The sequence below is a fragment of the Aeromicrobium sp. YIM 150415 genome (assembly GCF_016918125.1).
GTDB classification, from domain to species: Bacteria; Actinomycetota; Actinomycetes; order Propionibacteriales; family Nocardioidaceae; genus Aeromicrobium; species Aeromicrobium piscarium.
Genome location: NZ_JAERWM010000022.1, coordinates 148,989 through 175,077, shown reverse-complemented (window position 1 = coordinate 175,077; position 26,089 = coordinate 148,989). Strand labels below are relative to the sequence as shown.

At 68.8% G+C, this 26,089-nt stretch carries 28 protein-coding genes; 19 read left to right on the top strand and 9 right to left on the bottom strand.

Annotated elements, in window-relative coordinates; all coding sequences use genetic code 11:
* Nucleotides 1-6: 6 nt before the first annotated feature.
* From JL108_RS14625 to JL108_RS20535, 5 genes are all read right to left on the bottom strand, one after another.
* Nucleotides 7-1,071 (bottom strand): CoA ester lyase, encoded by a 1,065-nt coding sequence (locus JL108_RS14625; RefSeq protein WP_205198957.1) that lies wholly within the window; start codon nucleotides 1,069-1,071, stop codon nucleotides 7-9.
* An 81-nt stretch (nucleotides 1,072-1,152) separates the two neighbouring features.
* Nucleotides 1,153-1,338 carry a hypothetical protein gene (locus JL108_RS14620; RefSeq protein WP_205198956.1) on the bottom strand — a complete coding sequence of 62 codons (186 nt, stop codon included), beginning with the start codon at nucleotides 1,336-1,338 and terminating at the stop codon, nucleotides 1,153-1,155.
* A 271-nt stretch (nucleotides 1,339-1,609) separates the two neighbouring features.
* Nucleotides 1,610-1,930: a DUF503 domain-containing protein gene (locus tag JL108_RS14615; RefSeq protein ID WP_143913296.1), complete on the bottom strand. Its 321-nt coding sequence runs from the start codon at nucleotides 1,928-1,930 to the stop codon at nucleotides 1,610-1,612.
* 22 nt (nucleotides 1,931-1,952) lie between these two features.
* A complete protein-coding gene (locus tag JL108_RS14610) occupies nucleotides 1,953-3,269 on the bottom strand; it encodes an alkyl sulfatase dimerization domain-containing protein (RefSeq protein ID WP_205198955.1) in 1,317 nt (438 codons plus the stop codon).
* A gap of 53 nt (nucleotides 3,270-3,322) precedes the next feature.
* Nucleotides 3,323-4,570: a CdaR family transcriptional regulator gene (locus tag JL108_RS20535; RefSeq protein ID WP_205198954.1), complete on the bottom strand. Its 1,248-nt coding sequence runs from the start codon at nucleotides 4,568-4,570 to the stop codon at nucleotides 3,323-3,325.
* Between the two features lie 142 nt (nucleotides 4,571-4,712).
* Here JL108_RS20535 and JL108_RS14600 point away from each other — a divergent pair, with 142 nt between their 5' ends.
* The 8 genes from JL108_RS14600 to JL108_RS14565 all read left to right on the top strand — a co-directional run bounded on the left by JL108_RS14600 (nucleotide 4,713) and on the right by JL108_RS14565 (nucleotide 13,784).
* Nucleotides 4,713-5,897: a CaiB/BaiF CoA-transferase family protein gene (locus tag JL108_RS14600; RefSeq protein WP_205198953.1), complete on the top strand. Its 1,185-nt coding sequence runs from the start codon at nucleotides 4,713-4,715 to the stop codon at nucleotides 5,895-5,897.
* 40 nt (nucleotides 5,898-5,937) lie between these two features.
* Entirely contained in the window at nucleotides 5,938-6,552 is a 615-nt protein-coding gene (locus tag JL108_RS14595; protein WP_205198952.1) for a TetR/AcrR family transcriptional regulator, read from the top strand.
* 111 nt (nucleotides 6,553-6,663) lie between these two features.
* The gene (locus JL108_RS14590; protein ID WP_205198951.1) at nucleotides 6,664-7,620 is read left to right on the top strand and encodes an ABC transporter permease; all 957 of its coding nucleotides are present in this window, start codon (nucleotides 6,664-6,666) and stop codon (nucleotides 7,618-7,620) included.
* The gene (locus JL108_RS14585) at nucleotides 7,601-8,494 is read left to right on the top strand and encodes an ABC transporter permease (protein WP_205198950.1); all 894 of its coding nucleotides are present in this window, start codon (nucleotides 7,601-7,603) and stop codon (nucleotides 8,492-8,494) included. Before JL108_RS14590 ends, JL108_RS14585 begins: the two co-directional genes overlap by 20 nt.
* Nucleotides 8,491-9,483, top strand: coding sequence for an ABC transporter ATP-binding protein (locus tag JL108_RS14580; protein ID WP_205198949.1), 993 nt, complete (start codon nucleotides 8,491-8,493; stop codon nucleotides 9,481-9,483). Before JL108_RS14585 ends, JL108_RS14580 begins: the two co-directional genes overlap by 4 nt.
* The gene (locus JL108_RS14575; protein ID WP_205198948.1) at nucleotides 9,480-10,508 is read left to right on the top strand and encodes an ABC transporter ATP-binding protein; all 1,029 of its coding nucleotides are present in this window, start codon (nucleotides 9,480-9,482) and stop codon (nucleotides 10,506-10,508) included. The genes JL108_RS14580 and JL108_RS14575 overlap by 4 nt, the downstream gene beginning before the upstream one ends.
* The gene (locus tag JL108_RS14570; RefSeq protein WP_205198947.1) at nucleotides 10,505-12,229 is read left to right on the top strand and encodes an alkyl sulfatase dimerization domain-containing protein; all 1,725 of its coding nucleotides are present in this window, start codon (nucleotides 10,505-10,507) and stop codon (nucleotides 12,227-12,229) included. The genes JL108_RS14575 and JL108_RS14570 overlap by 4 nt, the downstream gene beginning before the upstream one ends.
* Nucleotides 12,222-13,784 (top strand): ABC transporter substrate-binding protein, encoded by a 1,563-nt coding sequence (locus tag JL108_RS14565; protein ID WP_205198946.1) that lies wholly within the window; start codon nucleotides 12,222-12,224, stop codon nucleotides 13,782-13,784. The genes JL108_RS14570 and JL108_RS14565 overlap by 8 nt, the downstream gene beginning before the upstream one ends.
* A gap of 6 nt (nucleotides 13,785-13,790) precedes the next feature.
* On the opposite strand, the gene JL108_RS14560 is transcribed toward JL108_RS14565, so the two are convergent.
* Both JL108_RS14560 and JL108_RS14555 read right to left on the bottom strand, forming a co-directional pair.
* Nucleotides 13,791-14,645, bottom strand: coding sequence for an NAD-dependent epimerase/dehydratase family protein (locus tag JL108_RS14560; protein WP_205198945.1), 855 nt, complete (start codon nucleotides 14,643-14,645; stop codon nucleotides 13,791-13,793).
* Nucleotides 14,646-14,674: 29 nt separating this feature from the next.
* Nucleotides 14,675-15,205: a TetR/AcrR family transcriptional regulator gene (locus JL108_RS14555; protein WP_205198944.1), complete on the bottom strand. Its 531-nt coding sequence runs from the start codon at nucleotides 15,203-15,205 to the stop codon at nucleotides 14,675-14,677.
* 59 nt (nucleotides 15,206-15,264) lie between these two features.
* On the opposite strand from JL108_RS14555, the gene JL108_RS14550 reads away from it, so the two are divergent.
* A complete protein-coding gene (locus JL108_RS14550; RefSeq protein WP_205198943.1) occupies nucleotides 15,265-15,714 on the top strand; it encodes a PaaI family thioesterase in 450 nt (149 codons plus the stop codon).
* Nucleotides 15,715-15,718: 4 nt separating this feature from the next.
* Here the strand turns inward: JL108_RS14550 and JL108_RS20530 are convergent, their stop codons facing one another.
* Nucleotides 15,719-16,813: an N-acetylmuramoyl-L-alanine amidase gene (locus JL108_RS20530; RefSeq protein ID WP_205198942.1), complete on the bottom strand. Its 1,095-nt coding sequence runs from the start codon at nucleotides 16,811-16,813 to the stop codon at nucleotides 15,719-15,721.
* A 425-nt stretch (nucleotides 16,814-17,238) separates the two neighbouring features.
* On the opposite strand from JL108_RS20530, the gene JL108_RS14540 reads away from it, so the two are divergent.
* The gene (locus JL108_RS14540; protein ID WP_205198941.1) at nucleotides 17,239-17,391 is read left to right on the top strand and encodes a hypothetical protein; all 153 of its coding nucleotides are present in this window, start codon (nucleotides 17,239-17,241) and stop codon (nucleotides 17,389-17,391) included.
* A 6-nt stretch (nucleotides 17,392-17,397) separates the two neighbouring features.
* On the opposite strand, the gene JL108_RS14535 is transcribed toward JL108_RS14540, so the two are convergent.
* A complete protein-coding gene (locus JL108_RS14535) occupies nucleotides 17,398-18,171 on the bottom strand; it encodes a DeoR/GlpR family DNA-binding transcription regulator (RefSeq protein WP_143913311.1) in 774 nt (257 codons plus the stop codon).
* A gap of 143 nt (nucleotides 18,172-18,314) precedes the next feature.
* Here JL108_RS14535 and JL108_RS14530 point away from each other — a divergent pair, with 143 nt between their 5' ends.
* The 9 genes from JL108_RS14530 (at nucleotide 18,315) to JL108_RS14490 (ending at nucleotide 26,055) form a co-directional block, all read left to right on the top strand.
* Nucleotides 18,315-19,340 carry a zinc-binding dehydrogenase gene (locus tag JL108_RS14530; protein ID WP_205198940.1) on the top strand — a complete coding sequence of 342 codons (1,026 nt, stop codon included), beginning with the start codon at nucleotides 18,315-18,317 and terminating at the stop codon, nucleotides 19,338-19,340.
* Nucleotides 19,337-19,801 (top strand): PTS sugar transporter subunit IIA, encoded by a 465-nt coding sequence (locus JL108_RS14525; protein WP_205198939.1) that lies wholly within the window; start codon nucleotides 19,337-19,339, stop codon nucleotides 19,799-19,801. The genes JL108_RS14530 and JL108_RS14525 overlap by 4 nt, the downstream gene beginning before the upstream one ends.
* A gap of 39 nt (nucleotides 19,802-19,840) precedes the next feature.
* Nucleotides 19,841-20,131 (top strand): PTS sugar transporter subunit IIB, encoded by a 291-nt coding sequence (locus JL108_RS14520; protein WP_205198938.1) that lies wholly within the window; start codon nucleotides 19,841-19,843, stop codon nucleotides 20,129-20,131.
* 11 nt (nucleotides 20,132-20,142) lie between these two features.
* Entirely contained in the window at nucleotides 20,143-21,516 is a 1,374-nt protein-coding gene (locus JL108_RS14515) for a PTS galactitol transporter subunit IIC (protein WP_205198937.1), read from the top strand.
* Nucleotides 21,497-21,697: a hypothetical protein gene (locus tag JL108_RS14510; RefSeq protein ID WP_205198936.1), complete on the top strand. Its 201-nt coding sequence runs from the start codon at nucleotides 21,497-21,499 to the stop codon at nucleotides 21,695-21,697. Before JL108_RS14515 ends, JL108_RS14510 begins: the two co-directional genes overlap by 20 nt.
* On the top strand, nucleotides 21,694-22,506 hold the full coding sequence (rhaD, locus tag JL108_RS14505) for a rhamnulose-1-phosphate aldolase (protein ID WP_205198935.1): 813 nt from the start codon (nucleotides 21,694-21,696) through the stop codon (nucleotides 22,504-22,506). The genes JL108_RS14510 and rhaD overlap by 4 nt, the downstream gene beginning before the upstream one ends.
* A 9-nt stretch (nucleotides 22,507-22,515) precedes the next feature.
* Nucleotides 22,516-24,159 (top strand): dihydroxyacetone kinase subunit DhaK, encoded by a 1,644-nt coding sequence (locus tag JL108_RS14500; protein ID WP_205198934.1) that lies wholly within the window; start codon nucleotides 22,516-22,518, stop codon nucleotides 24,157-24,159.
* A gap of 47 nt (nucleotides 24,160-24,206) precedes the next feature.
* The gene (locus JL108_RS14495; RefSeq protein ID WP_205198933.1) at nucleotides 24,207-24,785 is read left to right on the top strand and encodes a DUF4232 domain-containing protein; all 579 of its coding nucleotides are present in this window, start codon (nucleotides 24,207-24,209) and stop codon (nucleotides 24,783-24,785) included.
* 475 nt (nucleotides 24,786-25,260) lie between these two features.
* A complete protein-coding gene (locus JL108_RS14490) occupies nucleotides 25,261-26,055 on the top strand; it encodes a tyrosine-type recombinase/integrase (protein ID WP_205198932.1) in 795 nt (264 codons plus the stop codon).
* Nucleotides 26,056-26,089: the final 34 nt, after the last annotated feature.

Here is a 26,089-nt window from a genome sequence, read left to right as displayed (position 1 = left end):
GTCTCCTCAGAGGTCGTAGGCGGCGGCCAGCTCGGGGTCGTTAGCGGCGAGCTCGCGGGCGAGGTCGAGCATCACGATGCACTGCTTGCAGGAGGCGTCGTCCTCCATCTTGCCGTCGATCATGACCGCACCCGAGCCATCGCCCATCGCCTCGACGACGCGCTTGGCATGCGCGACGTCCTCGGGGCTGGGGGAGAAGACCTTCTTGGCGATGTCGATCTGCACCGGGTGCAGGCTCCACGCGCCGACACAGCCGAGCAGGAAGGCGTTGCGGAACTGGTCCTCGCAGGCCACGACGTCCTTGATGTCGCCGAAGGGACCGTAGAAGGGGAGGATGTCGTTCATCGCGCACGCGTCGACCATGCGCGCGATCGTGTAGTGCCAGAGGTCCTGCTGGTAGGTGGTGCGGCCCTCGGTGAGGTCGTCGCCGGTGGGGTCCTCGCGCACGAGGTAGCCGGGGTGGCCGCCGCCGACGCGGGTGGTCTTCATGCGGCGGCTCGCGGCGAGGTCAGCGGGGCCGAGGCTGATGCCCTGCATACGCGGGCTGGCGGCGGCGATCTCCTCCACATTGGCGACGCCCTCGGCGGTCTCCAGGATCGCGTGCACGAGGATCGGGCGGTCCAGCCCGGCGCGGGCCTCGAGCTGGGCGAGCAGCCGGTCGACATAGTGGATGTCCTGCGGGCCCTCGACCTTGGGCACCATGATGACGTCGAGCTGGTCGCCGATCTCGGTGACCAGGGTGATGAGGTCGTCGAGCACCCAGGGGGAGTCGAGGCTGTTGACGCGGGTCCACAGCTGGGTGTCGCGGCCAGGCCCGAACAGGTCGGCATTCGCCTTCGCGATCTCGACGAGCCCCTGGCGCGCGGCCTCCTTCTTCTCGGTCTTGACCGCATCCTCGAGATTGCCCAGCAGGATGTCGACCTTGGCGGCGATGTCGGGTACCTTGGCCGCCATCTTCTCGTTGCTCGGGTCGAAGAAGTGGATCATCCGGCTCGGCCGGAACGGGACATCGGTGGTGGGAGTCGGGGCACCGACGGCAAGAGGACGGAAGAACGCTCGGGGACTACGCACGTTGGACCCTTCTGGAGACGTCTGATTACCGCTCAGTATGCCCAAGCCGTGACACACCCCACGCGATGGGTGCCGCGATGCTCAGCGACTGAGGTCGGGAATCTCGATGCTCGGCGGGGTGATCGACGGCACCTGCACGTCGATGCTCGGGGCGTGAAGGTGGGTGGTGTGTAGCTCAGATTGGCGCAGATGGTCCGAGCTCAGCTCGCCGACCCCGCGCACCGTATCAGTGGCCAGCGCTACGAGCGCCGCGGCGGTCAGCGCCACACCGAGGATCACGGTGTCCCAGCGGCGTAGCTGGCGGTCGCCGCGAGGGCCCCGGAGGTGGCTCCCGCGCCGGTCGAGGCGGCCGGGGCGTAGCCGGGCCGGGTCGACCTCCCAGGGTCGGGGACTGATGATGATGCGTTACGGCGGCTATGGCAACCACAGCGCATCATCATCGGTGCGGGCCTGCTCGAAAGTCGATGCGTTCGGGTCGTCATAGCAACCCTGATGCATCATCATCCGTCCGCACCCGGGGTCGGCTGGCCGAGATCGCTCAGCTGAAGGGCAGCTCGTCCTGCTCGTCGTCGTCGCTGGAGGAGAGGTGCCGGTGGGCTGAGAGGAGTTCGATCTCGGGCCGCGCGGCCATGAAGCGCTCGACCGAGTCGAGGACCTCGACCACGTGGCGCCGGTCGATCGAGACGAGGCTGCCGCCGATCCCGGCGCGTCGATAGAGGTCGACGCTGTCGGTCTCGGCGGCAGCCAGCGCGAAACGGCGCTGCAGCTCGGCGACGATCGGCCGGACGATGCTGCGCTTCTCCTTCAGCGAATGGACATCGCCGAGGCGGATGTCGAACTCGATCCAGCCGATCCACATGCCCGGTAGTCTGCCACGTGCGTCAGACCGACCAGCGCATCGTGTCGGCCACCTTGGACTCCAGCTCCGAGATCGTGTCGGTGCCGGCGAGGGCGGCACGAGACTCGACCGTCGCCCAGGCGTAGACGCCCTTGGCCATGGTCGACGTCGCCGCCTGCTCGAGCTGGGAGAACACGCGGACTCGCGCCTCGTGGACGGCCGGATCGGTCGAGCTGTCCGCCGCGAACTGGGCGAGATGGCCCGCGAGGCGGTGCTCGCCGTTCTCGACGAGCTCGACGGCGCGCCGGGCGAGGACATCGGCCCCGCCGGCGAGCTCGGCGAGCTCCTGGGCCAGCGAGGAACGTGAGGCCGGCTTCAGCTCCGCCGGGTTGCCGTCGTACCAACCGCCGTACAGCCTCCAGATATTGCGCACGACGAACTCGGGCTCGTCATAGGAGGGCCGCAGATAGGGCCTCTCCAGCAGGTGCGTGGGAGTGCTGACGTTCTGCAGGATCTGATCGAGGGTCGCCCCGGAGTTCATCAGCTCCAGCGTGCGCCCGTAGATCGCATCGAGCAGCTCGGCCGCCTCCAGCAGCGTGGTCCGCACGCGGTCGACGCCGACGACCGGCAGCCCGTGCCCGGGCAGCAGGATCTCGGCGCCGAGGGCGGCCATGCGCTTGAGCGCCTGGGACCACTCGTGGGCGTAGCGCTGCACTTTCTGGGGATTGCCGGCATTCGGGCTGGACCAGATGAAGAAGTCGCCGCAGAAGAGCGCCTTGCGCTCGGGGATCCAGGCGATGGTGGCGTCATCGGTCTCGCCGCGGGCGTGGAAGAGCTCGATCCGCTCGCCGCCGATCGTCAACGTCAGCTGCTCGCCGTAGGTGACATCGGGGTAGCGGTAGCTGGCGGGCCAGGTGAAGCCGGGGGACTGGAACTGCCGGCGGTTGATGGCCTGGTTGTATCCGGCGGTGAGCCGGTAGCGGTCGAAGCGCGGGACGAGGGCCTCCTGCGCGACCACCGTGGGCCGGGTCCGTCCGTCGGCATCGGCCTCGTCGTCGAAGCGGCCCATGCCGAAGATGTGGTCGATATGACCGTGGGAGTAGACGGCGGTGTGGATCGGAGCCGAGCTGAGCGCGCGGACGGCCTGATACAGATCGTCCGCGGTGCGTCGGTCTCCGGTGTCGTAGACGAAGAGGCCGTCCTCAGTCGGCAGCACGTACACATTGCCGAACGCGGGCCACATGTAGATGCCGTCGGCGACGGCGTGGAGTCCGCTCTCGCGGAGCGCTCCGCTGTGGTATTCGCGCAGGCTGCGGTCACCGGACCATGCCTGGTCGGCATATTCGAGGATGTCGGTCATGGCTCTCCTTGGGCGATGGGTGCGTCTCACGCTAGGAGCCGCACCGACGGCCCTCAAGCGTCGGGGAGCACAGGAGACCCTGTTGGAGATTGTGACCAGATCACAGCTTCCTGCCCGTCGCTGTCATCGGAGAGGGCGGCGATGACGAGGGTGACCAGATCGCGGGTGGAGTGCACGTCGAGGCCGGTCAGCGTCTTGATGCGGGCGAGTCGGTTGTCGACCGTGTTGGGGTGGACGAAGAGATCCCGGGCCGTGGCGCGCCGGTCGAGGTCGTGGGCGACGAAGCTGCGCAGGGTCGAGAGCAGCTCCTCGCGTTCGAGCATCCCGCGGCAGCGTTCGAGCAGCAGCGGACGGCTGGCGCTGTCGTGGGAGAGGTGGTGCTCCACGGCGACATCGGCCATCGTGACCCACTGCCCGCCGCGGCCGTGATGCACCGCGGCGGCCAGAGCTTCGGCGGCGAGAGCCGAGGCTCGCGGCAGGTCGTCGACTCCCGTCGCCGGTTCGGCCGCGATCGTGACCGGTGCGCCGCCGATGCGAGCCAGGTCGGCGAGCAGCCGCTCGGGATCGGGTGGTGGGGTACGCAGCAGGAGGCGCCCGGACGTGTCGTCGAGATCGATGAGCCACAGGTCGGCGAGCTCACGCACGAGGTGCGCGCGGAGCAGCCGCACCTTGCGCAGGCGCGCGGTCGACCGGGTGAGCGGCGAGGGGGCGTCCTCGCCGGGGGCCGCCCCCACGTGCACGAGCACGACGAGCGGCCGCTCGGGGATCGCGCCGGGATCCTCGAAGGTCCAGCCGGCACCGGAGAACAGCGCGCGGATGATCTCGGCATCGTGTCCCGAGCTCGCCGCGGCGAGGTCACGGCCGGCGAGATCGTAGGCATCGGCGACGGCGCGGAGCATCGCATCGAAGATGGTGCGGGTCCGCTCGACCACGGGCCAGGCGCGGGTGTCGTCGTCGATCTCGGCGCGGACCACGGCGGCGAAGTGCTCGAAGGCGATGTGCCAGCACCTCAGGTACTCGCCGAGGGGGAGTCCTTCGGCGACGCGGTCCGCGCTGCGCTCGATCACCTCGCGGACGGCGGTCTGCCGTGGTGGATCGGGGTCGGTCATCGCGGCCACGCCGACGCGCAGGATGGTCCGGACGGTGTGCGTGCTCTCCCGGCTGAGGTGCTCGGGCATGCCTGCCTCGGCGAAGCGCGGTGCTCCCGCGGCGTAGTCGTCGATGACCTCGCGGGCGAGCCGGGGGATGGCGTCGCCGACCCGTCGTGCGGCGCGGGCGAGGTCGTCCTCGGCGTGGGTCACGCGGCCCTCCTCTGTGACTCGTCACAAGGCAGCGCCGGCCGCGGTGTGACATCACTCGATGGTATCGCCCGCGGTGCTGGACCACGCTGAGTGAGAGCCGTGGAGGTCCGCGGCTCCAGCGACCATCGGAAGGGGCGGGCACATGCAGGGACACGGCGGGGAACACGCGGGGATGCCGTTGAGCGGCATCACGGTCGTCGACTTCGGTCAGTACATCGCGGCCCCGGGCGCCACCCAGACCCTCGCCGATCTCGGTGCCGAGGTCATCAAGGTCGAGAATCCGGGCGGGGACCAGGCTCGCGCCGTCGGCACCTACGGCCATGCGATCATGCGCGCCTACAACCGCCGCAAGAAGTCGGTGGTCCTGAACCTGCGCGACGAGGAGGGGCTGGCGGCCGCCCGGCGGCTGATCGAGCGCGCCGATGTGGTGGTGCAGAATCTGCGTCCCGGGGCCATGGCCCGCCTCGGCCTCTCCAATGAGGTGATCCGGGGCCTCAATCCCTCGGTGATCACCGCCGCGGTCACCGGATTCGGCACCGATGGGCCGTCGCGGGATCGTCCGGGGCTCGACATCGCCGCCCAGGCGGAGTCCGGACTGATGTCGATCACGGGAGAGCGGGACGGCCAGCCGCAGCGGGTCGGCGTGCCGATCGTCGACCATGTCGCCTCGATCGTCCTCTCCCAGGCGATCATCACCGCGCTCTTCCACCGTGAGCGCACCGGTCAGGGCGACGATCTCTCGGTATCGCTGCTCGATGTCGGGGTCGACCTGCAGCGGGTCAACTGGGGTGAGTACGCGATCACCGGTCAGATGCCGATCCGCCGCGGCAACGGACAGCCCGGGGCCGCCCCGGGGGCCGATATCTTCTCGACCGCCGATGGCGACGTGGTCGTCTCGGCCTATACCGACGACAAGTTCTCGACCATCAGCCGGCTGGCGGGCCGTCCCGATCTGCCGGGCGACCCGCGATTCGCCGACAATCCTTCCCGGGTGGCGCACCGACCCGAGCTGCTCGACGTCCTCGCCCCCTATTTCCTGGCACGCTCCACCGACACGGTGGTCCAGGAACTCAGCGATGCCGGGATCGTCGTGGGCGATGTGCGCACCTATGACCGTGTGCTCAGCGCGGACGATGTCGTGGCGGGAGGGGTCTTCTCCGACTGCACCGATGCCGATGGCACGCCCTATCGGATGCCGACGCTGCCCTTCGTCTCGCGTCACGTCTCACGCTCTCGCGACGGTGGAACGGTGCCGTCGGCCGGCGAGCACACCCGGCAGGTGCTGGACTCGATGGGGTCGGCGGCCGGCTCGGCGGCCCCTGCATGAGGACGGCGGAGCACCGCGAGAGCGATGGTACTTTCACCGCATGTCACGAGAGGAACGCGGCGCGTCCGCCGCCGGCGGCAACGAGACGGCCCTCAAGCTCGAGCGTGCGGCACTGCGCCTGCTCAAGAAGGACGGCGTGCTCGCGGGGCTCAACCTGCGCGAGGTCGCGGACCTCGCCGGGATCAACCGCGGTCTGGTGTACCACTATTTCGGCTCTCGTGGCGAGCTGCTGCGCTCGGCCCTGCGTCGTGGCAGCGACCGGCGGCACGATGCCTACTGGGCCTCCGACGAGAGCGTGGGCTTCGTCGAGCGGATCGGCCGGATGTTCGCGCAGTCGATCAAGAACGCAGAACAGGGACGGCTGGCCGCGATCCTGCTGATCGACGGGCAGACCAAGATCCGCATGATGCCGCGCCGGGAGCAGACCCAGCGTGATCTGAAGGTGGACCAGGAAGCGGGGCGGATCTCCTCGGAGATCGACCTCGTCGCCCTGCACGCCTTCATCCAGTCGCTCTCCGTGGGCTACGTGGTGGCGCGCAAGCAGCTCGCCGCGGAGTTCGGGATCGGCGTGCGCGATCTGGACGGCCGGATGGCCGACCTGTTGCAGCAGCTGCTCGCCGAGGACCGGAAAGACAGAGCAGAACCGTCAGATTGACGAAACGATAATTCGTGTTGACGTTCTGTTAATTGATGGATAACGTGACGTGGGCCACTGTTTCCGGTGGTCACTTCATGCCGCTCGTTCGTCGAATTGGGACGTACACGAATGCTTCGACTGTTGGGCAGACGCCTACTTCATCTCATCCCCGTCACCATCGGGGTCAGCTTCCTGACCTTCATGCTGCTGAACCTGCTGCCGGGCGACCCCGCGCTGACGGTCCTCGGCGAGGGCGCGACACCCGAGGCCGTGGAGGCGATCACCGAGCAGATGGGTCTCAACGACCCGGTGCTCCTGCGCTACTGGCACTGGTTCGTCGGTGCGCTCGGCGGTGACCTCGGCACGTCGCTGAACTCCGGTGAGTCGGTCACCACGCTGCTGCTGCAACGGGTGCCCACCTCGCTGGAGATCATGCTCCTCGCCCAGATCATCGCGCTCGTGGTCGCCCTGCCCGTCGCGATCGTGTCGGCACGCCGACCCGGTTCGCTCTTCGACCGCTTCGCCGGCCTGACCGCCTTCGCCGGTGTCGCCACGCCGCCGTTCCTGGTGGGCATGCTCCTGGTGCTGGTGGTCGCCATCCCCTTCGGCCTGCCGGCGACCGGCTGGATCCCCTTCACCGAGAATCCGGTGATGAACCTGCGATCGGCCTTCCTGCCGGCGCTGACCCTCGCCGCCGCGCTCTACGCGGTCTACATGCGGGTGCTGCGGGCCGACCTGGTCACGCAGCTGACCCAGGAGGAGTACGTGACCACCGCACGGGCCAAGGGAGTCGCGCAGGGCACGATCATCCGGCGTCACGTCCTGCGGAACTCGGTCTTCCCGCTCATCACCGTCATCGGCATCAACATGGGCGCGCTGCTCGGCGGCGCCGTGATCGTCGAGACGCTCTTCGCGGTGCCGGGTCTCGGCAAGCTGATGATCGACGCGATCTACCAGCGCGATGTCGTGGTCGTCCAGGGTGCCGTCGTCGTGATCGCGGTGGCCTTCGTTCTCATCAACTTCGCGGTGGACCTGCTCTACGCCGCGCTCGACCCGAGGATCCGTCATGACCGAGCCTCTCACTGACCCCGTCGCGGCGGCACCCGTCGCGAAATCCCGTAGCCGTCGCCGGCGGCCGTCCTTCGAGATCGTCATCCCCGGCACGCTGCTGGCCCTCATCGCGGCCGCCTGCCTGCTGGCGCCGATCCTGCCCGGCCTGCCCGATCCGAACCTGGGCGTCCTCAACGGAGGCGAGGGGGAGTCGCGCATGGGGCTGTTCTCGCCCGGCCACCTGCTCGGCACCGATGCACTCGGCCGCGACCTGCTCTCGCGCTCCCTGCACGGCGGGCAGCTGTCGATCATCGTCGGCCTGGGATCGGTGGCCGTCGGGCTGCTGATCGGCGGAACCCTGGGCATCGTCGCGGGCTATGCCGGCGGTGCCGTGGACACGGTCGTCATGCGGGTGCTCGACGTCTTCCTCGCCTTCCCCTCGCTGGTGCTCGCCCTCGTGGTCGCCACCTACCTCGGCCCCAGCATCCCGAATCTCATCATCGCGATCGCCTTCTTCGCGATCCCGTCCTATGCCCGCATCGCGCGAGCGGGGGCGCTGAGCGTGCGCGAGCGAGACTTCGTGCTGAGCGCCCGGCTGACCGGCGCCCGCGCCGGACACATCCTCATCCGGCACGTCACCCCACGGGTCATCGGCTCGCTGCTCACCTACGGCCTGCTCATCTGCGGTATCGCCATCATCACTGAGGCCTCGCTGAGCTTCCTGGGCCTCGGCATCTCCCCGCCGACCCCGAGCTGGGGCAGCATGATGGCCGACGGCAAGACCGATCTCAGCACCGCTCCGCAGATCGTCCTGGTCCCGGGCCTCCTGCTGTTCCTCACCGTCGTCTCGCTGAATCTCCTCGCCGACGGCATCCGTCATCGCCTCGACAGCGAAGGGAGCTCACGATGACCACCACTCCACCTCTGCTCGAGGTCGAGAACCTCCGGGTCGTCTTCGACGGTGCGCTGGGCAGCGTCACGGCCGTCAACGACGTGTCCCTCTCGGTCGATCGCGGTCAGACGATCGCGGTGGTCGGCGAGTCCGGATCGGGCAAGTCCGTCACGGCGCGCACGATCATGGGCCTGTCGACACCCCCGGGCCGGATCGCCGAGGGGTCGATCCGCCTCGCCGGCCGCGAGCTCGTCGGACTCACCGACCGGCAGTGGCGCGGCGTGCGCGGATCGCAGATCGCGATGGTCTTCCAGGACCCGATGCGATCGCTGAACCCGACGATGAAGGTCGGCACGCAGATCGAAGAGGCGATCCGCCTGCACACCGACCTGTCGAAGAAGCAAGCCCGCGCGCGGGCGATCGAGTTGCTGGACGCCGTCCGGATCGCCGCTCCCCGCCGCCGCGTCGACGAGTACCCGCATCAGCTGTCCGGGGGCATGCGCCAGCGGGTCATGATCGCGTTGGCGCTGAGCTGCGGTCCCGAGCTGCTGATCGCCGACGAGCCGACGACCGCGCTCGACGTGACGACCCAGCAGCAGATCCTCGATCTCATGGGCGAGCTGCAGGCCGACATGGGGATGGCCGTCATGCTCATCACCCACGACATCGGGATCGCCGCGAGCTATACCGACACCGTCTTCGTCATGTACGCCGGCCAGGTGGTGGAGTCCGCGCCCACAGGGCGGCTTTTCACCGACCCGCGGATGCCGTACACCCGGGCGCTGCTCGACTCGATTCCCTCGCTGGACTCGCCGGCCCACGAGCCTCTGCCGGCGATCGAGGGATCGCCGCCCGACCTGGCCGAGCTGTCGGCCGGGTGCAGCTTCAGCGCGCGGTGCCCCCGCGCGACGCAGACCTGTCTGACCCAGCGACCGGCGCTGATCGAGCACGAGGCCGGACGCGCGTGGGCGTGCTGGCATCCGGTCGAGTCCAAGGAGGCATCATGACGACCGTCCCCCGAGAGCGCGCGACCAGTCGCGAGGTCATCCTCGACGTCCGGGACCTCACGCAGCAGTTCACGGTGCCGGGCAAGGACGGCGGCACCGTGCACGCCGTGGACGGGGTCTCCTTCCGGATCCACGCCGGCGAGACCCTCGGCCTGGTGGGCGAGAGCGGCTGCGGCAAGTCGACGACGGCCCGCGCGATCCTGCAGGCCCCGGCGCCGACCTCGGGGAGCGTCGTCTTCCAGGGGAACGATCTCACCGAACGGTCCGGCCGGTCCCTGCGTGAGGCCCGATCGCAGATGCAGATGGTGTTCCAGGACCCCTTCTCCTCGCTCAACCCGGGCTGGAAGGTCCGCGACATCGTGGCGGAGCCGCTGGCGGTGCACCGCGTCGGCACCGCGAAGGAGCGGGCCGCGCGGGTGAACGAGCTGCTGGACCTGGTCGGTCTGGACCCGCAGCGCTTCGCCGACCGCACCCCGCGACAGATGTCGGGCGGGCAGGCGCAACGCGTGGGCATCGCTCGCGCACTGGCCCTCGATCCGGCACTGGTGATCTGCGACGAGTCGGTGTCCAGCCTGGATGTCTCCATCCAGGCCCAGATCCTCAACCTCTTCGAACGGCTCGGACGTGAACTGGGGCTGACCTATCTGTTCATCGCCCACGACCTCGCCGTGGTCAAGCACGTGAGCGACCGGGTCGGCGTCATGTACCTGGGGCGCATCGTCGAGCTGGGCTCCTCGGAGAGCCTCTACGCCGCACCCGCTCATCCCTATACGGCGGCCCTGCTCGACGCGGTCCCGCGGGTGGACATCGAGAACCGGTCCACCAGCGCACCGCTCAAGGGCGAGATCCCGTCCCCGCTCGACCCGCCCTCGGGGTGCAGCTTCCGCACCCGCTGCCCGCTGGCCACCGATCGCTGTGCGGCGGAGACCCCGGAGCTCCGCGATATCGGCGACGGTCGACAGGTCGCCTGTCACTACCCGCTCACCGCCCCCGCGGCGGCTGGCACGGAGGAGATCGCCCGATGAACCCGACCGAACGCTATTGCGGAGCCGTCGTCGAGACCGCGACGGCCGGCAACGGTGCCATCGCGGCGGCCGAACTGGTCAGCGGCGGCGGCCAACGCCGCGAGCCGCGGGTTCTCACCGTGGCCGACGGCATCCACACCTATGTCGCCGGATCGATCGTCAACCGCACCTTCATCGAGGGCGAGGACGGGGTGATCGTCTACGACACCGGCGACGACCTCGCCGACGGCGAGCAGGCCTACGCCGCGCTTCGCACGATCACGGACAAGCCCATCGCCGCGATCGTCTACAGCCACAACCACTACGCCCACGGCTCGCGGGCCTTCACGACCGGGGACGAGGGCGTGCCCGTCATCGGCCACCCTCATGTCAACCGCAACCTGGCGCGCGGTGCCGATGTGATCGACTTCCCCGAGGCGGCCCCGGTCCTCGGCCAGCGGTTCCGTCGGCAGTTCGCGGCCTACCTGCCCGAGGAAGGGCCGGATGCGCCGGTGGGCGCCACCTATCCGGCGTTCACGCCGCGGGGCACGCTGCCGGTCACCCGGCCGGTCGACCACGGGGAGGAGCTGACGATCGCCGGGGTGCGGATGCAGTTCTTCACCGAGCAGTGGTCGGACTCCGATGACACGCTCACGCTCTGGCTGCCCGATCGGAAGGTCGTGCTCAACAACTTCCTCTGGCCGACGATCCCGAACTTCTACGCCCTGCGGGGCACCGGTTTCCGCGATCCGCGGTCGTGGCGTGACGGCATCCTGTTGATGCGGGACCTGCAGCCCGAGCATCTGCTCGGCACGCACACGCGCCCGATCAGCGGCGCCGAGGAGATCCGGGCGACCCTGGAGGGGTACGCCGACGCCATCTCCTATACCTATGACCAGTCCTTGCGCGGCATCCTGCAGGGTATGGGCCCCGATGAGCTCCGCGAGTTCGTGCAGCTGCCGGAGTATCTGGCGGCGCAGCGGCACAATAAGGACGGCTATGGCGAGACGCAGTACCAGCCGCCCTATGTCTATGAGCGGGTCTTCGGCTGGTTCGACGGACGTCCCGAGCACATCAACCCGCCCCCGCGCCGGCTGCAGGGCGAACGCATCGTCGAGGGATTCGGTGGTCCGGCCGCCGTACGCGAGGCCGTGCTCACGGCGATGGACGCGCGGGAGATGTCCTGGGCCGCGACCCTGGCCGGATTCCTCGTCGACCACGACCCCGAGGACGCCGAGGCGCGCGCGCTGAAGGCCCGCACGCTGCGGGCGCTCGGGCAGCGGGCCGGCGGCTCGATCGCGCGGCACTTCTATCTGAGCTATGCCCTCGAACTGGAGGACCGGGTGGAGATCCCGCCCGCCGTGCCGGCGACGGTCAGCTCGGTGCTGCGCGCACCCGCGAGCATGCACATCGACCACCTGCGGGTTCGGCTCGATCCCGGCAGGAGCGCCGACACCGTGCGCTTCGTCGTCATCGAGCTCACCGACGCGGACACTCGCGCCGGCTTGTACGTACGTCGCTCGGTCTGCGAGTTCGTGGCCGATGTCGACCGCCATCCCGATCGCCCCGATGCCACGGTGGCGATGCCTCGTCGGGTCTTCGCCGAGCTCATCGTGGGCGAGACCGACTGGGCCTCCGCGATCGCCGATGGACGAGCGGTCGTCGACGGCGACGGCGACGAGGTGGTCGAGTTCTTCGGGTTCTTCGACCCGCAGCAGGAGGTGCAGTATGCAGGTGTCTAAGCGGACCAGGGTGGCGGCCGTCGCCGCGCTGGGCGCCCTCGTGGTGAGTGCGTGCAGCGCCTCGGTCGTCCCCGACAGCGAGGACGCCGCCCCGCAGCACGGGGGATCGCTCGTGGTGGGACTCGAAGGCAGCTGGGTCTCGCTCGACCCGATGCGCGCGACGACGTACGTCAGCTTCAGTGTGCTACAGACGATCTACGACCCGCTCTTCGACCTGGACGAGAACGGCGACGTGGTGCCCAATCTCGCCACCGGGTACGAGATGAGCGATGACGGGCTGGTCTACACCGTGGATCTCGAACAGGGCATCTCCTTCCAGGACGGGACCCCGTTCGATGCCGATGCGGTCGTGACCAATTTCGACCGTGTCCGCGACCCGGCGAACGGCTGCTCCTGTCTCGGTGAGCTCGGTGTCCTCGACGCGGTCGAGGCGGTCGACGAGTCCACCGTGCGGTTCACGCTCAACCGTCCGCAGGCCGGCTTCCCGGTCATGGTGCTCGGCGGTGCTGCCGGCCTGATGGGATCGCCGCGTGCGATCGAGGAGACGGGCGGCGACCTGGCCAAGGATCCGGTGGGTACCGGTCCCTTCGTGCTCGACCAGGAGGTGCCGGACAACTCGGTGCGGGTCAAGGCCTGGGACGACTACCGCGATCCCGAGCGCCCTTACCTGGACTCGGTGGAGTTCCGGGTGATCGCCGACAGCGACTCGCGGTACTCGAGCCTGACCTCGACCGCGATCGATGTCGCCGACAATGTCTCGGTCACCTGGCTCAACGACGCCGAGCTGAACCCGTCCCTGGAGATCCGCCCCCAGGGCGCCTCGGGGTCGAACTTCGTGATGTTCCAGATGGGCGAGGACAGCCCCTTCCAGGACCCGCGGGCCCGCCAGGCGGCCTGCATGGCGCTCGATCCCGAGCTCATCGACGAGGCCCTGTACGGCGGTATCCGGCTGACCGGCCAGGAGTCCCCCTTCCCGACCGAGAGCCGGTGGGATCTCGGCGAGGTGGACGGCTATTCGAGCTACGACCCGGAGCAGGCCAAGGAGATCGTCGACGAGCTGGGTGGCATCTCCTTCGAGCTGAACTTCACCAACTCACCGGACAACGTCCGGGTCGGACAGGCGCTGGCGGCGCAGTGGGAGGTCGTCGGGATCGACGCGAAGATCCGGCCGATGGATCAGCCGACGCTGGTCGAGAACGCCTTCGGGCACAACTTCGATGCGATGTTCTACCGCTGGCGCGGCGCGATGGATCCCGATGGCAATGTCACCCGCTGGTTCCACAGCTCGCTGGCGACCCCGGACACGCCGAGCTCCAACTACAACCTGGTCAGCGACGAGGAGCTCGACCAGCTGATGACCTCGGCGGCCGAGACGACCGACCAGGACGAGCGCATGGACCGCTACCGGGCGGTGGCCGAGCGGCTCGCGGCGTTGACCCCCTACTGCTACGTCTGGGGCGCCGACTGGAACCGGATCATGCTCACCAATGTGCACGGGATCCCCGACCGGCCCGACAACATCATGATGCTCCGGGACGCCTACGTGGTCGAGTGATCCGCGTCAGCCGGCGCGGGTGAAGATCGGGTCCTCGACGAGGGGCGGGCGCACGGGGCTCCATCCGAGAGCCTCGCGGGTCCGCGCGGAGTCGGCGACCTGGTCGAGCAGCAGGGCATCGGCGAAGTCGGCACCCAGCCGGTCGCGGGCCGCGTCCGCGGTCTCGTGGGCGACCGTCTCGCCGAGCGCGGTGCCGAGCTCGCTCACCGTGGGGGAGCCGTCGTCGGTGCCGAGGTAGATCGCCCCCGTGGTACCGGCTTCCAGCGCGAGCCGGTACAGCTCGGCGAGGTCGTCGACGTGGACGGTGGTCCAGTGCTGCTCGCCTCCCGGGACGAGCAGCGCACCGTCATCGTCGCGGGGACCGTTCGCCAGCAGGGCGGGGATGCCCTGGCCGTGGCCGTAGACGATGCCGGGACGGATCACGATCCCGCGCGCGGCATCCTCGAGGAGCCGGTGTTCCAGGGGCACGCGCCAGCGGGTGAGGGCCGGCGGATCGTCCGCGGAGTCCTCGACGATGGCGGTGTTGTCGCCATAGGTCCAGATGCCTCCGGTGAGGACGAAGGGCTTGTCGGTGCCGGCGAAGGCCTCGACGGCGGCGTCGACGACCGATGTGTTGATCTGCGGGTCGGTGCCGTCACCGGCCGCGGCCGCGTGGACGCCGGCATCCACGCCTCGCAAGGTGGCAGCCAGCCAGGCGGCGTCGCGCAGATCGCCGATCACGCCGGTGGCGCCCTGTTCGTTGACCGCGGTCTCCGACTCCTGCGAGCGGACGATCGCGAGTACCTCGTGGTCGGCGTGACGCAGAGCGCGCAGCACCGCCGAGCCGATGAATCCCGTTCCTCCAGTGAGTAGCACACGCATACGGGGGTCAACGATCTCCCGGTGTGGCGCTATTCCGTCGCCATCAGGCGGCGCATCGCCGTCGCGACATCGCGCAGGGGAGCGGTGCTGTGTTCCAGCCGGGCCTGCATGATGGCTCCCTCGAAGGCGCTGACGAAGACGCTGGCGAGCAGCTCGGCATCCGTGACGCCGTCGAGGCGCAGGGCGGCTGCCAGATCCTCGCGCCAGGTGGCGAACACCTCCCGGGCGGCGGCGGTGCTGGCGGGGGAGCGCGGCCCGGCGAGGGCGGCGGCTGCGATCGGGCATCCGAGGGCGTAGTCGTGCTCGACGAGCGTGCGCTCCCACCAGTCGATCAGGGCCTCGACGTGACCGTGCTGGGCGACCCGGCGCACGTGCTCGCCGGCCGAACGGGTGGCGGCGGCGACCAGTTCGTCTTTGCCGGCGGGGAAATGCTGATAGATCGACTGGCGGGCGACACCGGACTCGCGCAGGACGTCGGCGATACCCGTGCCGTGCACCCCGTGGCGGCGCAGCAGATCGATGGTGCTGGACAGCAGGCGTTGGCGAGCCGGCGGGGCCATGGATCCTCCTCTAGACCGATCGGTCTATATTGAGCTCAGCCTAGCTGGGAGGACCATCCATGACCACCACCGATCCGCGCGAGATGTCCGGACTGGAGCTGCTGCGCTTTGCCACGGCGCTGCCGATGGACGAGCGCGCGCCGATCATCGGCGACCTGTTCAAGTTTTCGGTCGACGAGCTGGAGGAGGGGCGGGTGGTGTTCTCGCTGCCCTCCGATCCCGCCTTCGCGAATCCTCTGGGATCGCTGCACGGAGGCGCCTGCGCCACCCTGCTCGACTCGGTGATGGGGTGTGCGGTGCACACGACCTTGGAGGCGGGGGTCGGCTATGGGACCTTGGAGCTCAAGGTCAACTACATCCGCACGGTCCCGGTCGACGGTCAGACGCTGACGGGCACGGGGACCACCATTCACGTCGGCCGTCAGGTGGCGACGGCGGAAGGGCAGGTCGTGGACGCGAGCGGCCGGCTCGTGGCGCACGCGACCACGACCTGTTTGATCTACCGGTAGGCCGTCAGGAGAGCGCGCTGTCGATGTCGGCGCGCAGCCCGTCAGCGGCGTCGAGCCACTCCTGGCCGTACTGGCCCGGGCAGGCGGTGGCGAGCCAGTTGCGGTGACCGGAGACGCGGAACTCGGTCTGTCCGTTGAGGGTGAGGTTCTGCAGGGGCCGCAGGCCGTAGTCGTCGAGGCGCCAGCCGATCAGGCGGGTGGTGGCGTCGCGCAGCGCGTCCCACTCGGCGTTGCGGATATTCGAGGTCTCGAAGTTCCCCATCATCGCGACGCCGGTGGTGTTGTCGTTGACCTCGCGGACGCCGGCGTGGGCGCCGCGGACATGGCCGTCGAGACTGCCGGCGCGGCCCTCGAAGACCTGGCCGTATTTGTCGACGAGGAAGTTGTAGCCGAGATCGCACCAGCCGTTCGTGACGATGTGCATCGTCTGATACGAGCGGACGATGCCGGCAGACTCCTCCTTGGAGTAGGAGTTGGCACCAGCCGTGTGGTGGAGGACGACGCCCTGCATCGAGCCGGTCGTGGCGTCGCAGGATTCGGCGGGCGCGGCGCCCCATGCGCTGCGCGGGATGATGTCGGGCTGACCGGCGGCGTAGGCGGAGAACCCGGCGTCATCGGGGGATTCGCCCGGGTCGACGGTCACGACCCGCAGGCCCTCGGGCGCGGTGTCCGCCGAGTCGACGCGGACGGCGACGGCGTCGGCCTCGTCGCTGGACCAGATCGGCTCGGTCGAGCGAGGGGCATCCGCTCCCTCGGCTCCCTCGGTGCGCTCCAGTGCCTGCCACTCGCCCCATCCGGCGGCAGTCCGGACGCGCAGCTCGAGTGCCGGCGCGGGATCGGCATCGCCCTCCCAGGTCACCGCCGCCATGTGGAAGCCGGCCAGGTCGGTCTGCTCGATCTCGGTGGGCCCGCCTGCATAGGCCGTCATGCCGGAGTCCAGGTCGGTCTGCTCGACCTTCACCCGGTCGCCGAGGCGGGGATCGTCGAGAGCCTCGGCCGCGGGCGGCTCGTCGGCGGCGCTCGCAGGCGCGGCGGTGACGAAGGAGGCGGCGAGGGCCATCGCCGACGCGGCGACCGCGAAGGTCGGGCGGGAACGCACATATCGCATCCCTCCACTGCACAACGCCCGCGCCGTCTTGTCCACGCGAGGGTCGGCCCGATGCCGCGACACGCCTCCCGTCCCGGAGTGAATTCCTAGTGGTCCGGGGCCGTCCGCAGCCGAGGGGTGGCGAGACCATGTCGCCGCGGGCTTATCTGGTGAGAGAGTGTCGGCGATGAGCCAGTGCTCGTCGTCGGTGGTGGACAGGGCGGCTCTGAGGGGCGTAGCCGCGACGACTCACGGGCGGCGAACTCATACCCGACGAAAGTCAGCGATCGCGCTCTCCCGACGCACACCGAGAAGCTCAACGAGCCCGGCATCAGAGGTAGCAACGATCATGATCACAACCTATGCGAGACCACCGACATTTTCGGTGGCGTGCTTACCTTGTGCACGAGGGATGCCGGGAGGTTAGAGTCCGGCACATGATCGGAGCGGGAATCGGGGTCGGCGTCGCCCTCGGGGTGGCCCTCTGGCTCATCACGGACAGCGCCGTGTGGATCGGTGCCGGCATCGCCATCGGCATCGCGATGGGAGCCGGATTCGATCGGCGTTCCTCGAAGGACGACGAGGACTGAGGATCCTCAGAGGGGGACGACCGTGACGTTGACACCGTGGTCCTGGATGTCGCCGACGTGATCGGCGTCGACTCCCTCGTTCGTGATGACGACATCGACATCGCTCAACGGTGCGACGCGGGCGAACTCCTCGCGACCGAACTTGGAGGAGTCGGCGAGCACGACCGCCGAGCGGGCGGCCTGCATGAGCTTGGACTTGACGGCCGCCTCGGCGACATTGTGCGTCGTGATGCCGTGGCGGACGTTGACACCGTCGACGCTCAGGAAGACGGCGTCGAGGGTGAGCTTGTCGATCAGCTCCTCCGTCCACGGCCCGACGGCGGAGCGTGAATTGGCCACCACCTGACCTCCCAGCAGATGGACGCTGACGTGCGGGTGACCGGCCAGCATGCCGGCGACGACCAGCGAGTAGGTCACCACCGTCAGGTGGCGGTCGGGTCCGATCTGCTCGGCGAGCTTGATCGTGGACGTGCCCGCGTCGATGGCGATCGTGGAGTCCTCCTCGACCAGATCGAGGGCGGCGCGGGCGATGGCAGCCTTCTCGTCGGCGAAGAGATTCTGCCGTCCCGCATCGGTCACCGGCGCCGCGAAGGACGTCCGTTCGACGCGGACCGCTCCACCGTGGGTACGGCGCAGTAGGCCCCGGCGTTCCAGCTCGCTGAGGTCGCGGCGGATCGTCTCGGGGGTGACGTCGAAGGTGGTGGCGAGCTCGTGGACGGTCACGCGGTCGTGCTGCCGGACGGCAGCGGCGATCTCCCGGTGGCGCTCGGTGGCGTACATGGTCCACATCATGCCATATCGGAACCAAACACAGATCATGCTTGACTTGTTTCTGTCCGTACGTGTCTACTTGTGTCCGTTACGTTGTCACGTGCGTCACATTGCGGTCCACGACCGCAGCGCACCGAGTGAGGGTGAGGCGAATGAAACAAGCGGTCTACCACGGCATCGAGGATGTCCGGATCACCGAGGTCGAGATCCCGACGCCGGGCCCCGGCGAGGTCGTGGTGCAGAACAAGGTCACGCTGACCTGTGGCACCGACGTCAAGATGTTCATGCGCGGCTACCGGTACGACCCGCCGCACCTCATCGGACACGAGGCCGCCGGCATCGTCCACGCCGTCGGAGAGGGAGTGACCCGGTTCGCGATGGGCGACCGGGTCGTCGCGCACAACACCGCCCCGTGCCACCAGTGCTACTACTGCAAGAAGGGCAACCACTCCATGTGCGTGGACCTGCCCTCCAACCTCGGCGCCTATGCCGAGTACCAGCTCATCCCCGCCAATATCGTCCGCGAGACGATGTTCCAGCTGCCCGATGACATGCCCTACGAGCAGGCCGCGCTCACCGAGCCGCTCGCCTGTGCGGTCTACGGCACCGCGATGGTCCCGATCGAGCTCGGCGACACCGTCGTGGTCAACGGCTGTGGCCCCATCGGCCTGATGTTCGTCCGCCTCGCGCATCTGCGCGGAGCTCGCGTCATCGCCACCGATGTCAACGAGAAGCGCCTGCAGCTCGCCACCAAGCTCGGCGCACAGCACGTCGTCGCGATCACCGCGGACATCGACCAGGTGGCTGCCGTGCGCGCCTTCACCGAGGACGAGCGGGGCGTCGACATCGCCATCGAGGCGGCCGGCCTCCCGCAGGTCTGGGAGCTGGCCTTCGACATGGTGTGCCCCGGCGGCACCGTGCTGTTCTTCGGTGGCACCAAGAAGGACACGTCGGTGACGCTGGACTGCACGCGCTTCCACTACGACCAGATCACCGCCAAGGGCGTCTTCCACACCACGCCGATCCACGTGCGTGCGGCCTTCGAGCTGCTCAGCATGGGCGCCATCCGGCACGAGGACTTCGTCCAGAACTCCTACGAGCTCGACGATCTCGAGTCGGCGCTGCGCGAGCACGCACGCGGCGATGTCATCAAGAACGTCATCCGGTACGACGCATGAACGCGACCCGGCTGCTGCACCCGGACTTCGTCCGGACCGGTGTCGTCGCCTCCTCGGCCACCGACCTGCTGCGCTCGATGGCCGAGGAGCTGCGGGAGCGGGGGACCGTCAAGGACAGCTTCGCCGATGCGCTGCTGGCCCGCGAGGAGAAGTTCCCGACCGGCTTGCCGACCGCACCGATCGGCGTGGCCATCCCGCACACCGATGTCGAGCACGTCAACGAGTCCTTCGTCAGCGTCGCTCGGCTGGGCCGGCCCGTCGCCTTCCACCAGATGGGCGCCAATGAGCAGACCGTCGAGGTGTCCCTCGTCGTGATGCTCGCGCTGGCCGACAGCGCGGCGCAGCTTCCCATGCTCCAGTCGCTCATCGGCATGTTCTCCGATGCGGCGACCATGAACGCCCTCGTCGAGGCGGAGGGGAGCCGCGAGCTCCATGACGTCTTCGCCTCCACCATCTCCTGATCCGACATCTCCTGATCCGAAAGTACGAGGTTCCGACCTATGAAGACCATCATCGTGGCCTGCGGGGGAGGTATCGCCACCTCGCAGACCGTCGCCGTCAAGCTCGGCAATCTGCTCGATGACCGCGGCCTGCGCGGCCAGGTCGTCGTCGAGGCGATCAACATCAACTCGATCCCGAGCTATCTCGACACCGCCGATGCGTATGTGTCGATCGCCCAGTCCGGCGAGACCACCTACGACCTGCCGACGTTCAGCGGCATCCCCTTCCTCACCGGGATGGGCGCCGACGAGGAGTTCGACAAGATCCTGACCGCCCTCGGGCTGGCCTGAGGAGCGCCGCGATGGATGTCATTCGTTCGGTCTTCCAATGGCTGATCGACCTGGGAGCCCCGGTCTTCCTGGCGATCATCCTCACGCTCATCGGCATCGTCTTCCGCATGAAGATCACGCGGGCGATCTCCGCGGGTCTGACGCTCGGGGTGGCGCTCGCCGGCATCACGCTCGTCGTCGACTACATGCTGCAGAACGTCGGCGAGGCGTCGAAGGCCTTCGTGGAGAACACCGGCGTGAGCCTGACCGCCCTCGACATGGGGTGGCCGCCGGCGCTCGGCATGGCCTGGGGATGGCAGTTCGCCTTCCTCATGTTCCCGATCCAGATCGTCGTCAACCTGGTGATGCTGGCCTTGCGCTGGACCAGCTGCCTCAACGTCGATATGTGGAATGTCGGCAACAAGGTGCTCACGGCCTTCCTCGTCACCTATGTCTCCGACATGGTCTGGCTGGGCTTCACCGTGGCCGCCCTGCAGGCGGTCGCCGAGCTCAAGAACGCCGACGTGACGCGCTACCGGCTGCAGAAGCTCACCGGCATCCCGGGTGTCTCGATGCCGCACCCGATGTTCCTCACCGGCATCTGGCTCTACCCCTTCATCAAGGTGATGGACCGGCTGCTGCCCAGCACCTGGAATATCGACGCGCAGAAGCTCCGCGACAAGATCGGCGTCTTCGGTGAGAACCACGTCATGGGCTTCCTCATCGGCTGCGGTATCGGCGCCCTCGGCGGTTACGGGCCGAGTGCTGTGCTGACGCTGGGCATTCAGGCCGCGGCGGCGCTGACCCTGTTCCCGATGGTGGCCAAGCTGTTCACCACGGCACTGACACCGGTGAGCGAGGCGGCGACCAATTTCACCAAGCGGCGGTTCAACGACCGCGAGTTCACCATCGGGCTGGACTGGCCGATCATGGCCGGCCGCTCCGAGCACTGGCTGCTGATGATCCTCACGATCCCGGTGCTGCTGCTCTACGCGCTCATCCTGCCCGGGAACATGGTGCTGCCCTTCGGCGGTCTGATGAACATCTGCCTGGTGGTGCCGCTGTTCTTCTTCACGATGGGCAATTTCGTGAAGATGGCGATCGGCACGATCATCGGCATCCCGATGCAGCTGTACGTGGCGACCTTCTTCGCGCCGTACTTCACCTCACTGGCCGAGCGCACCGGAGGCGTGGAGCCGCCCGCGGGCCAGCAGCTGGCGTGGTTCGGCATGGACATCTCCGAGCTGCGCTACATCGTCGTCGACGCCGCCTCGGGCAGCCTGATCGGCATCGCGCTGGCCGTGGTGACCGCCGTGCTCGCCTTCTTCTACTTCCGCGGTATCAAGCGCGACGACCTGGTCTTCGAGGCAGAACTGGAGGGAACGAATGTCGCCCCGAACACGTGAGCTGAGCCTGCGAGTGGCCTTCGGCGCCGGTGTGCTGCTGAGCGTGGTGTTCCTGGTGGTCAGCGTGATCACCTGGAGCCTCCCGCTCGGCGCGTGCGCCCTGGTGCTGGCCATCCTGCTGACCAAGAACCTGGACGTTATCGGCGTCGACGTGGACCGTAGAAAGGGCACTTCCGCATGATGAACCCTCAGCTCGATCGATTCTTCGAGGCCGTCGTGGACCTGTGCGGCGATCTCTACCGACTCGGCTGGGCGGAGAATCACGCCGGCAATCTCAGCTACCGGTTGAGCGATGATGAGCGACGGCTCTTCGGGGAGGGCGACCAGCGCCGGACCGTGACGCTGGACGAGCCGCTGCCGGCCTTGGCGGGTGAGAGCTTCCTCGTCACCTCGGCCGGCAGCCCCTTCCGGCTGCTGGTCAAGGAGCCGCGCCGGCACACCGGAGTCATCGACATGGCCTCGGACGGTGGCTCCTATGACATCGTCTGGGGGCTGATCGGCGACCGGAGGCCGACCAGCGAGCTGCCCGCCCACCTGCGGGGTCACGCGGAACGTGGCGTGGTCGACCCGGAGAACCGGGTGGTGCTGCATTGCCACCCGACACATCTGGTCGCGATGACCCACGTGCACCCGCTCGACGAGGTCGCCTTCACGCGGGCACTCTGGGCGACCAACTCCGAGTCGATCCTGGCGATCCCCGAGGGGATCGGCCTGCTCCCGTGGATGGTGTGCGGCACGGACACGATCGGCATCGAGTCGGCGCGGAAGTTCCGTGAGGTGAGCGTCGTGGTCTGGCCCTATCACGGGGTGCTCGTCGGGGGGCGGTCCTTGCAGGCGGCGATGGGCATGGTCGAGAGTGTCGACAAGGCCGCCGAGACCTGGCTGCTCTCCCGAGGCCCCGAGCAGCACGCGATCGAGGAGGATCAGCTGCGCGAACTCGCCGAGGAGTTCGACATCCACCCACCCGCCCGCTTCCTCTCCCGTTCCTAAGGAGCCGACATGTCCACTCCGTTCTCCCCCGATGAGTCCCCGCACGTGGAGGCACTGCGCGGTCTCGCGCTGACCAGCGATGTCGTCGGCTACTCCGCCGATCCGGTGTTCGCCTGGAATCGCGACCGTGATCCGGCTCGCCGCGTGGTGCTCGCCAGCGGCGGCGGTGCCGGCCACGAGCCGATGCATGCGGGATTCCTCGGGCGGGGCGGTCTGGATGTGGCCGTGCCCGGGGAGGTGTTCACCTCGCCGCACAACGGGCAGATCGTCGCCGGGGTGCAGCAGGTCGCCCGATCCGGTGACGAGGTCCTGTTGATCGTCAAGAACTACACGGGCGATGTCATCAACTTCGCCATCGCGGCGGAGCGGCTGACCGCCGACGGCTGCCGGGTCGCCACGGTGCTCGTGGAGGACGATCTCGGCAGCGAGGGCGCCGCCGTCGGCCGTCGCGGCACCGGCGCGACGGTGGTGATCGAGAAGATCCTCGGTGCCGCCGCGGACGCCGGGGACGGACTGGAGGAGCTGCAGCGGCTGGGGGAGGCGGTGGCGGAACGGTCCCGGTCGCTGGCGGTGGCGCGCGCCTCCCACACGCGTCCGGGCGGGGGCGCGGGCTTCGAGGTGGGCGACGGTCTGCTCGAGTACGGCGTCGGCATCCATGGCGAGACCGCTGCCGAGACGATCGAGGATCCGGGGCTCGAGGCGCTGGTCGAGCGGATGGTGAACGAGCTGCTGGACGCTCTCGGGGAGGCCGAGCACGGCCATCTGGTGATGGTCAACGGACTCGGCGGCGTCAGCAATCTCGAGCTGGCGCACATCAGCGCTCGCGTCGCCGAGGTCATGGCCGACCGCGATGCTCCGGTGGCGAGCCTGGTGAGCGGGACGTTCATCTCGGCTCTGGACATGCGCGGCTTCTCGATCACGGTTACCGCGGTGGACGATCCCGGGTGGATCGATCACTGGCTGGCCCCGCATGCGACGGCGCTGCCGCGGCCGGTCGCGGCCGGTGTCGTCGAGCCGCATCAGGGTGCGACGGACGAGTCGGCCGGATCCCGCGAGTCCAGCGCGTGGCTGGACGATCTGGCCGAGCAGTTCGCGGCTTTGCGCGATCCGCTCAATGCACTCGATCAGCGCACGGGTGATGGGGACCTGGGAACCAATATCGCCCAGGGCCTTTCTCGCGCCGCGCGTCGGGGTGGCGGCGATCTGGGCAGCGAGCTGGCGTCGATGGCGGGCGCCTTCCTCGACGAGGTGGGCGGCTCCAGCGGACCGCTGTTCGGCCTCGTGCTGTCCGAGATCGCCCGTGCGGCCGGCGATGATGCCAGCCCGCGGGACCTCGGCCGCGGGCTGCGATCCGGGGTCGAGGCGGTCCGCCGGGTGGGCGGTGCGGAACCGGGCGATCGGACCATGATCGACGCCCTCGCCCCGGCCGCCGAGCGCGAGTCGCTCGATGCCGAGGCCGTCGCGGCGGCCGTGGAGGGTGCCGAGAGCACCCGGACGATGACGGCCCGTCGCGGCCGCGCCAGCTATCTCGGCGAACGTGTCCTCGGCACCCCCGATCCCGGTGCCGTCGCCGCCGCCCTGCTGCTGCGGAGCATCGCGGAACGGTCGGGAGCCGATCTCGGTGATCTCGACACCTCCGCTCTGCTCGACTGAGCGGGCTCGGCTCGCGGACCGCGGGCCCCGGTGGTAGTCCGGTAGACATGCGTGTCTATACGACCTGCGCCGTGCTGCTCGTCCTCCTCGTGAGCGGGTGCGGCGGCGACGGTGATGCCCCCGATCCGTCTGCGTCCTCCTCGGCACCCGGCCCGACGGCATCCTCGGCTCCGGAGTCCGACGAACCGTCGGCAGGTGACGAGGACCAGGCGGCGACCTGCGCTACCGGGGACCTCTCCGTCGCCGTGACGCCCGAGTCCGGTGGGGGAGCCGCGGGGACCCAGTACAGCGATGTCACGCTCACCAACACCGGCGGCGAACCGTGCGCGATGACCGGCTGGCCGGGGGTCTCCTATGTCACCGGGGACGATGGCGAGCAGGTCGGTGCCCCGGCCGACCGCGAAGGCGACCCGGCGGTCATCACGCTGCAGCCTGAGGGGACCGCCACGGCCCGCCTCGCCGAGACGAATGCCGGCGACTACGGCGACGTGTGCCGCACCACCGACGTGCGCGGGCTGCGCGTCTACCCGCCGAATCAGCAGGATGCGGTGTTCGTGGAACGGCCCGGGGAGGCGTGCGCGTTCACCGAGATCCACCAGCTGACGATCGATCCCGTCACGGGGTGATCGTCGCCGGCCGCCGGTCGCCATCGACTGACGATGGTCGGGTGGTCGATGGTGCACCGCGGTCCGGTCGCCACCTTCGCGGTGGCCGGGCAACCATTGCGTTCGCCGGGTCGTTGAGGGCGCACCGGCAACGGGCATGGACGGATAGCGGTGTGCAGCGAACCTTCCATCGTGGCCCTCGACCGGCTCACTGGCCGAGAATTCAGAGAAGCCCCGACCGTGGTCGGGGCTTCTCTGAGGTGGTACACCCCCAGGGACTCGAACCCTGAACCCGCTGTTTTGGAGCTTTACCCCGAGCTGGCGATGGCATCATGAGCGCCGTCACCTGCTGTGAACGCTGCGGAATGCCGACTACCCGAGACCGGTGGTCGCCCGCGCTGTGGATGCACGACCACACCGGCCTGCAGGCTTGCCGCGTCAGCGACATCGAGCACCGGATGAGTAAGCAGTGAAACGCAGCTCTAGCTTGCTTGCCATGAGCTACATCACACGTTGGGAGTCCTATCAACGCGGCGCGAACATCAGCCGCCAGACCATCGAGCTTCGCCGCTACCACATCGACCGTATCGAGCCAGATACCGAGTGCTCAGTGCTGGAGCTGTCACTCGATGACCTGCTCCTCGTCGTCGGCAACCCAGACTGGTCACCAGCCACTCGCCGCTCATACCGTGCGACGCTGCGAGCGTTCTTCTCGTGGGCAGTCGCGGGCGGTCTCGTGAGCGAGTCCCCGGCGCACAAGCTGCCGCCGGTGAGGGTGCCGCGCGGGATGCCTCGCCCTGCGACAGATGCCGAGTATGCGGCCGCGATGATGGCAGCCGATGAGCGGCAGATGCTCGAGCTACGGCTCGGGAACGACTGCGGGCTGCGGCGCGCGGAGATCGCACGAGTGAGGCCCGAGGACGTGACGGGCGATCTGACGGGATGGTCTCTGAGGGTGACCGGTAAGGGCGGTCACGTGCGGGTGGTGCCGATGCCGGACGATCTGGCGCAGCTGGTGCTTGCTGCGGGGCCGGGATGGGTGTTCCCGAGTCCGCATCGCGCCACGCACCTGACGCCGGCGCATCTCGGCAAGATCGTCTCGCGGCTGTTCCCTGATGGGGTGGCGACCCACGTGCTACGGCACCGGGCGGGGGCGCGAGCGTATGCGGGTACGCGGGACCTGCGCGCGGTCCAGGAGTTCCTCGGCCATGCGAAGCCGGAGACGACAGCGATCTATACCCAGGTGCCGGCGGCGTCGATCAGGGCAGTGATGCAGGCGGCAGCCGCGTGAAACGCCTGCGGAGCAGGTGGATAGGAAGGTAGGG

Excerpts from the sequence above, each read along its gene's own strand:
- JL108_RS14615 (WP_143913296.1), bottom strand. The coding sequence starts at position 1,930 with ATGTGGATCGGCTGGATCGAGTTCGACATCCGCCTCGGCGATGTCCAT.
- JL108_RS14610 (WP_205198955.1), bottom strand. The coding sequence starts at position 3,269 with ATGACCGACATCCTCGAATATGCCGACCAGGCATGGTCCGGTGACCGC.
- JL108_RS14600 (WP_205198953.1), top strand. The coding sequence starts at position 4,713 with ATGCAGGGACACGGCGGGGAACACGCGGGGATGCCGTTGAGCGGCATC.
- JL108_RS14595 (WP_205198952.1), top strand. The coding sequence starts at position 5,938 with ATGTCACGAGAGGAACGCGGCGCGTCCGCCGCCGGCGGCAACGAGACG.
- JL108_RS14590 (WP_205198951.1), top strand. The coding sequence starts at position 6,664 with ATGCTTCGACTGTTGGGCAGACGCCTACTTCATCTCATCCCCGTCACC.
- JL108_RS14585 (WP_205198950.1), top strand. The coding sequence starts at position 7,601 with ATGACCGAGCCTCTCACTGACCCCGTCGCGGCGGCACCCGTCGCGAAA.
- JL108_RS14580 (WP_205198949.1), top strand. The coding sequence starts at position 8,491 with ATGACCACCACTCCACCTCTGCTCGAGGTCGAGAACCTCCGGGTCGTC.
- JL108_RS14575 (WP_205198948.1), top strand. The coding sequence starts at position 9,480 with ATGACGACCGTCCCCCGAGAGCGCGCGACCAGTCGCGAGGTCATCCTC.
- JL108_RS14570 (WP_205198947.1), top strand. The coding sequence starts at position 10,505 with ATGAACCCGACCGAACGCTATTGCGGAGCCGTCGTCGAGACCGCGACG.
- JL108_RS14560 (WP_205198945.1), bottom strand. The coding sequence starts at position 14,645 with ATGCGTGTGCTACTCACTGGAGGAACGGGATTCATCGGCTCGGCGGTG.
- JL108_RS14555 (WP_205198944.1), bottom strand. The coding sequence starts at position 15,205 with ATGGCCCCGCCGGCTCGCCAACGCCTGCTGTCCAGCACCATCGATCTG.
- JL108_RS14550 (WP_205198943.1), top strand. The coding sequence starts at position 15,265 with ATGACCACCACCGATCCGCGCGAGATGTCCGGACTGGAGCTGCTGCGC.
- JL108_RS14540 (WP_205198941.1), top strand. The coding sequence starts at position 17,239 with ATGATCGGAGCGGGAATCGGGGTCGGCGTCGCCCTCGGGGTGGCCCTC.
- JL108_RS14535 (WP_143913311.1), bottom strand. The coding sequence starts at position 18,171 with ATGTACGCCACCGAGCGCCACCGGGAGATCGCCGCTGCCGTCCGGCAG.
- JL108_RS14530 (WP_205198940.1), top strand. The coding sequence starts at position 18,315 with ATGAAACAAGCGGTCTACCACGGCATCGAGGATGTCCGGATCACCGAG.
- JL108_RS14525 (WP_205198939.1), top strand. The coding sequence starts at position 19,337 with ATGAACGCGACCCGGCTGCTGCACCCGGACTTCGTCCGGACCGGTGTC.
- JL108_RS14520 (WP_205198938.1), top strand. The coding sequence starts at position 19,841 with ATGAAGACCATCATCGTGGCCTGCGGGGGAGGTATCGCCACCTCGCAG.
- JL108_RS14515 (WP_205198937.1), top strand. The coding sequence starts at position 20,143 with ATGGATGTCATTCGTTCGGTCTTCCAATGGCTGATCGACCTGGGAGCC.
- JL108_RS14510 (WP_205198936.1), top strand. The coding sequence starts at position 21,497 with ATGTCGCCCCGAACACGTGAGCTGAGCCTGCGAGTGGCCTTCGGCGCC.
- rhaD (WP_205198935.1), top strand. The coding sequence starts at position 21,694 with ATGATGAACCCTCAGCTCGATCGATTCTTCGAGGCCGTCGTGGACCTG.
- JL108_RS14500 (WP_205198934.1), top strand. The coding sequence starts at position 22,516 with ATGTCCACTCCGTTCTCCCCCGATGAGTCCCCGCACGTGGAGGCACTG.
- JL108_RS14495 (WP_205198933.1), top strand. The coding sequence starts at position 24,207 with ATGCGTGTCTATACGACCTGCGCCGTGCTGCTCGTCCTCCTCGTGAGC.
- JL108_RS14490 (WP_205198932.1), top strand. The coding sequence starts at position 25,261 with ATGAGCTACATCACACGTTGGGAGTCCTATCAACGCGGCGCGAACATC.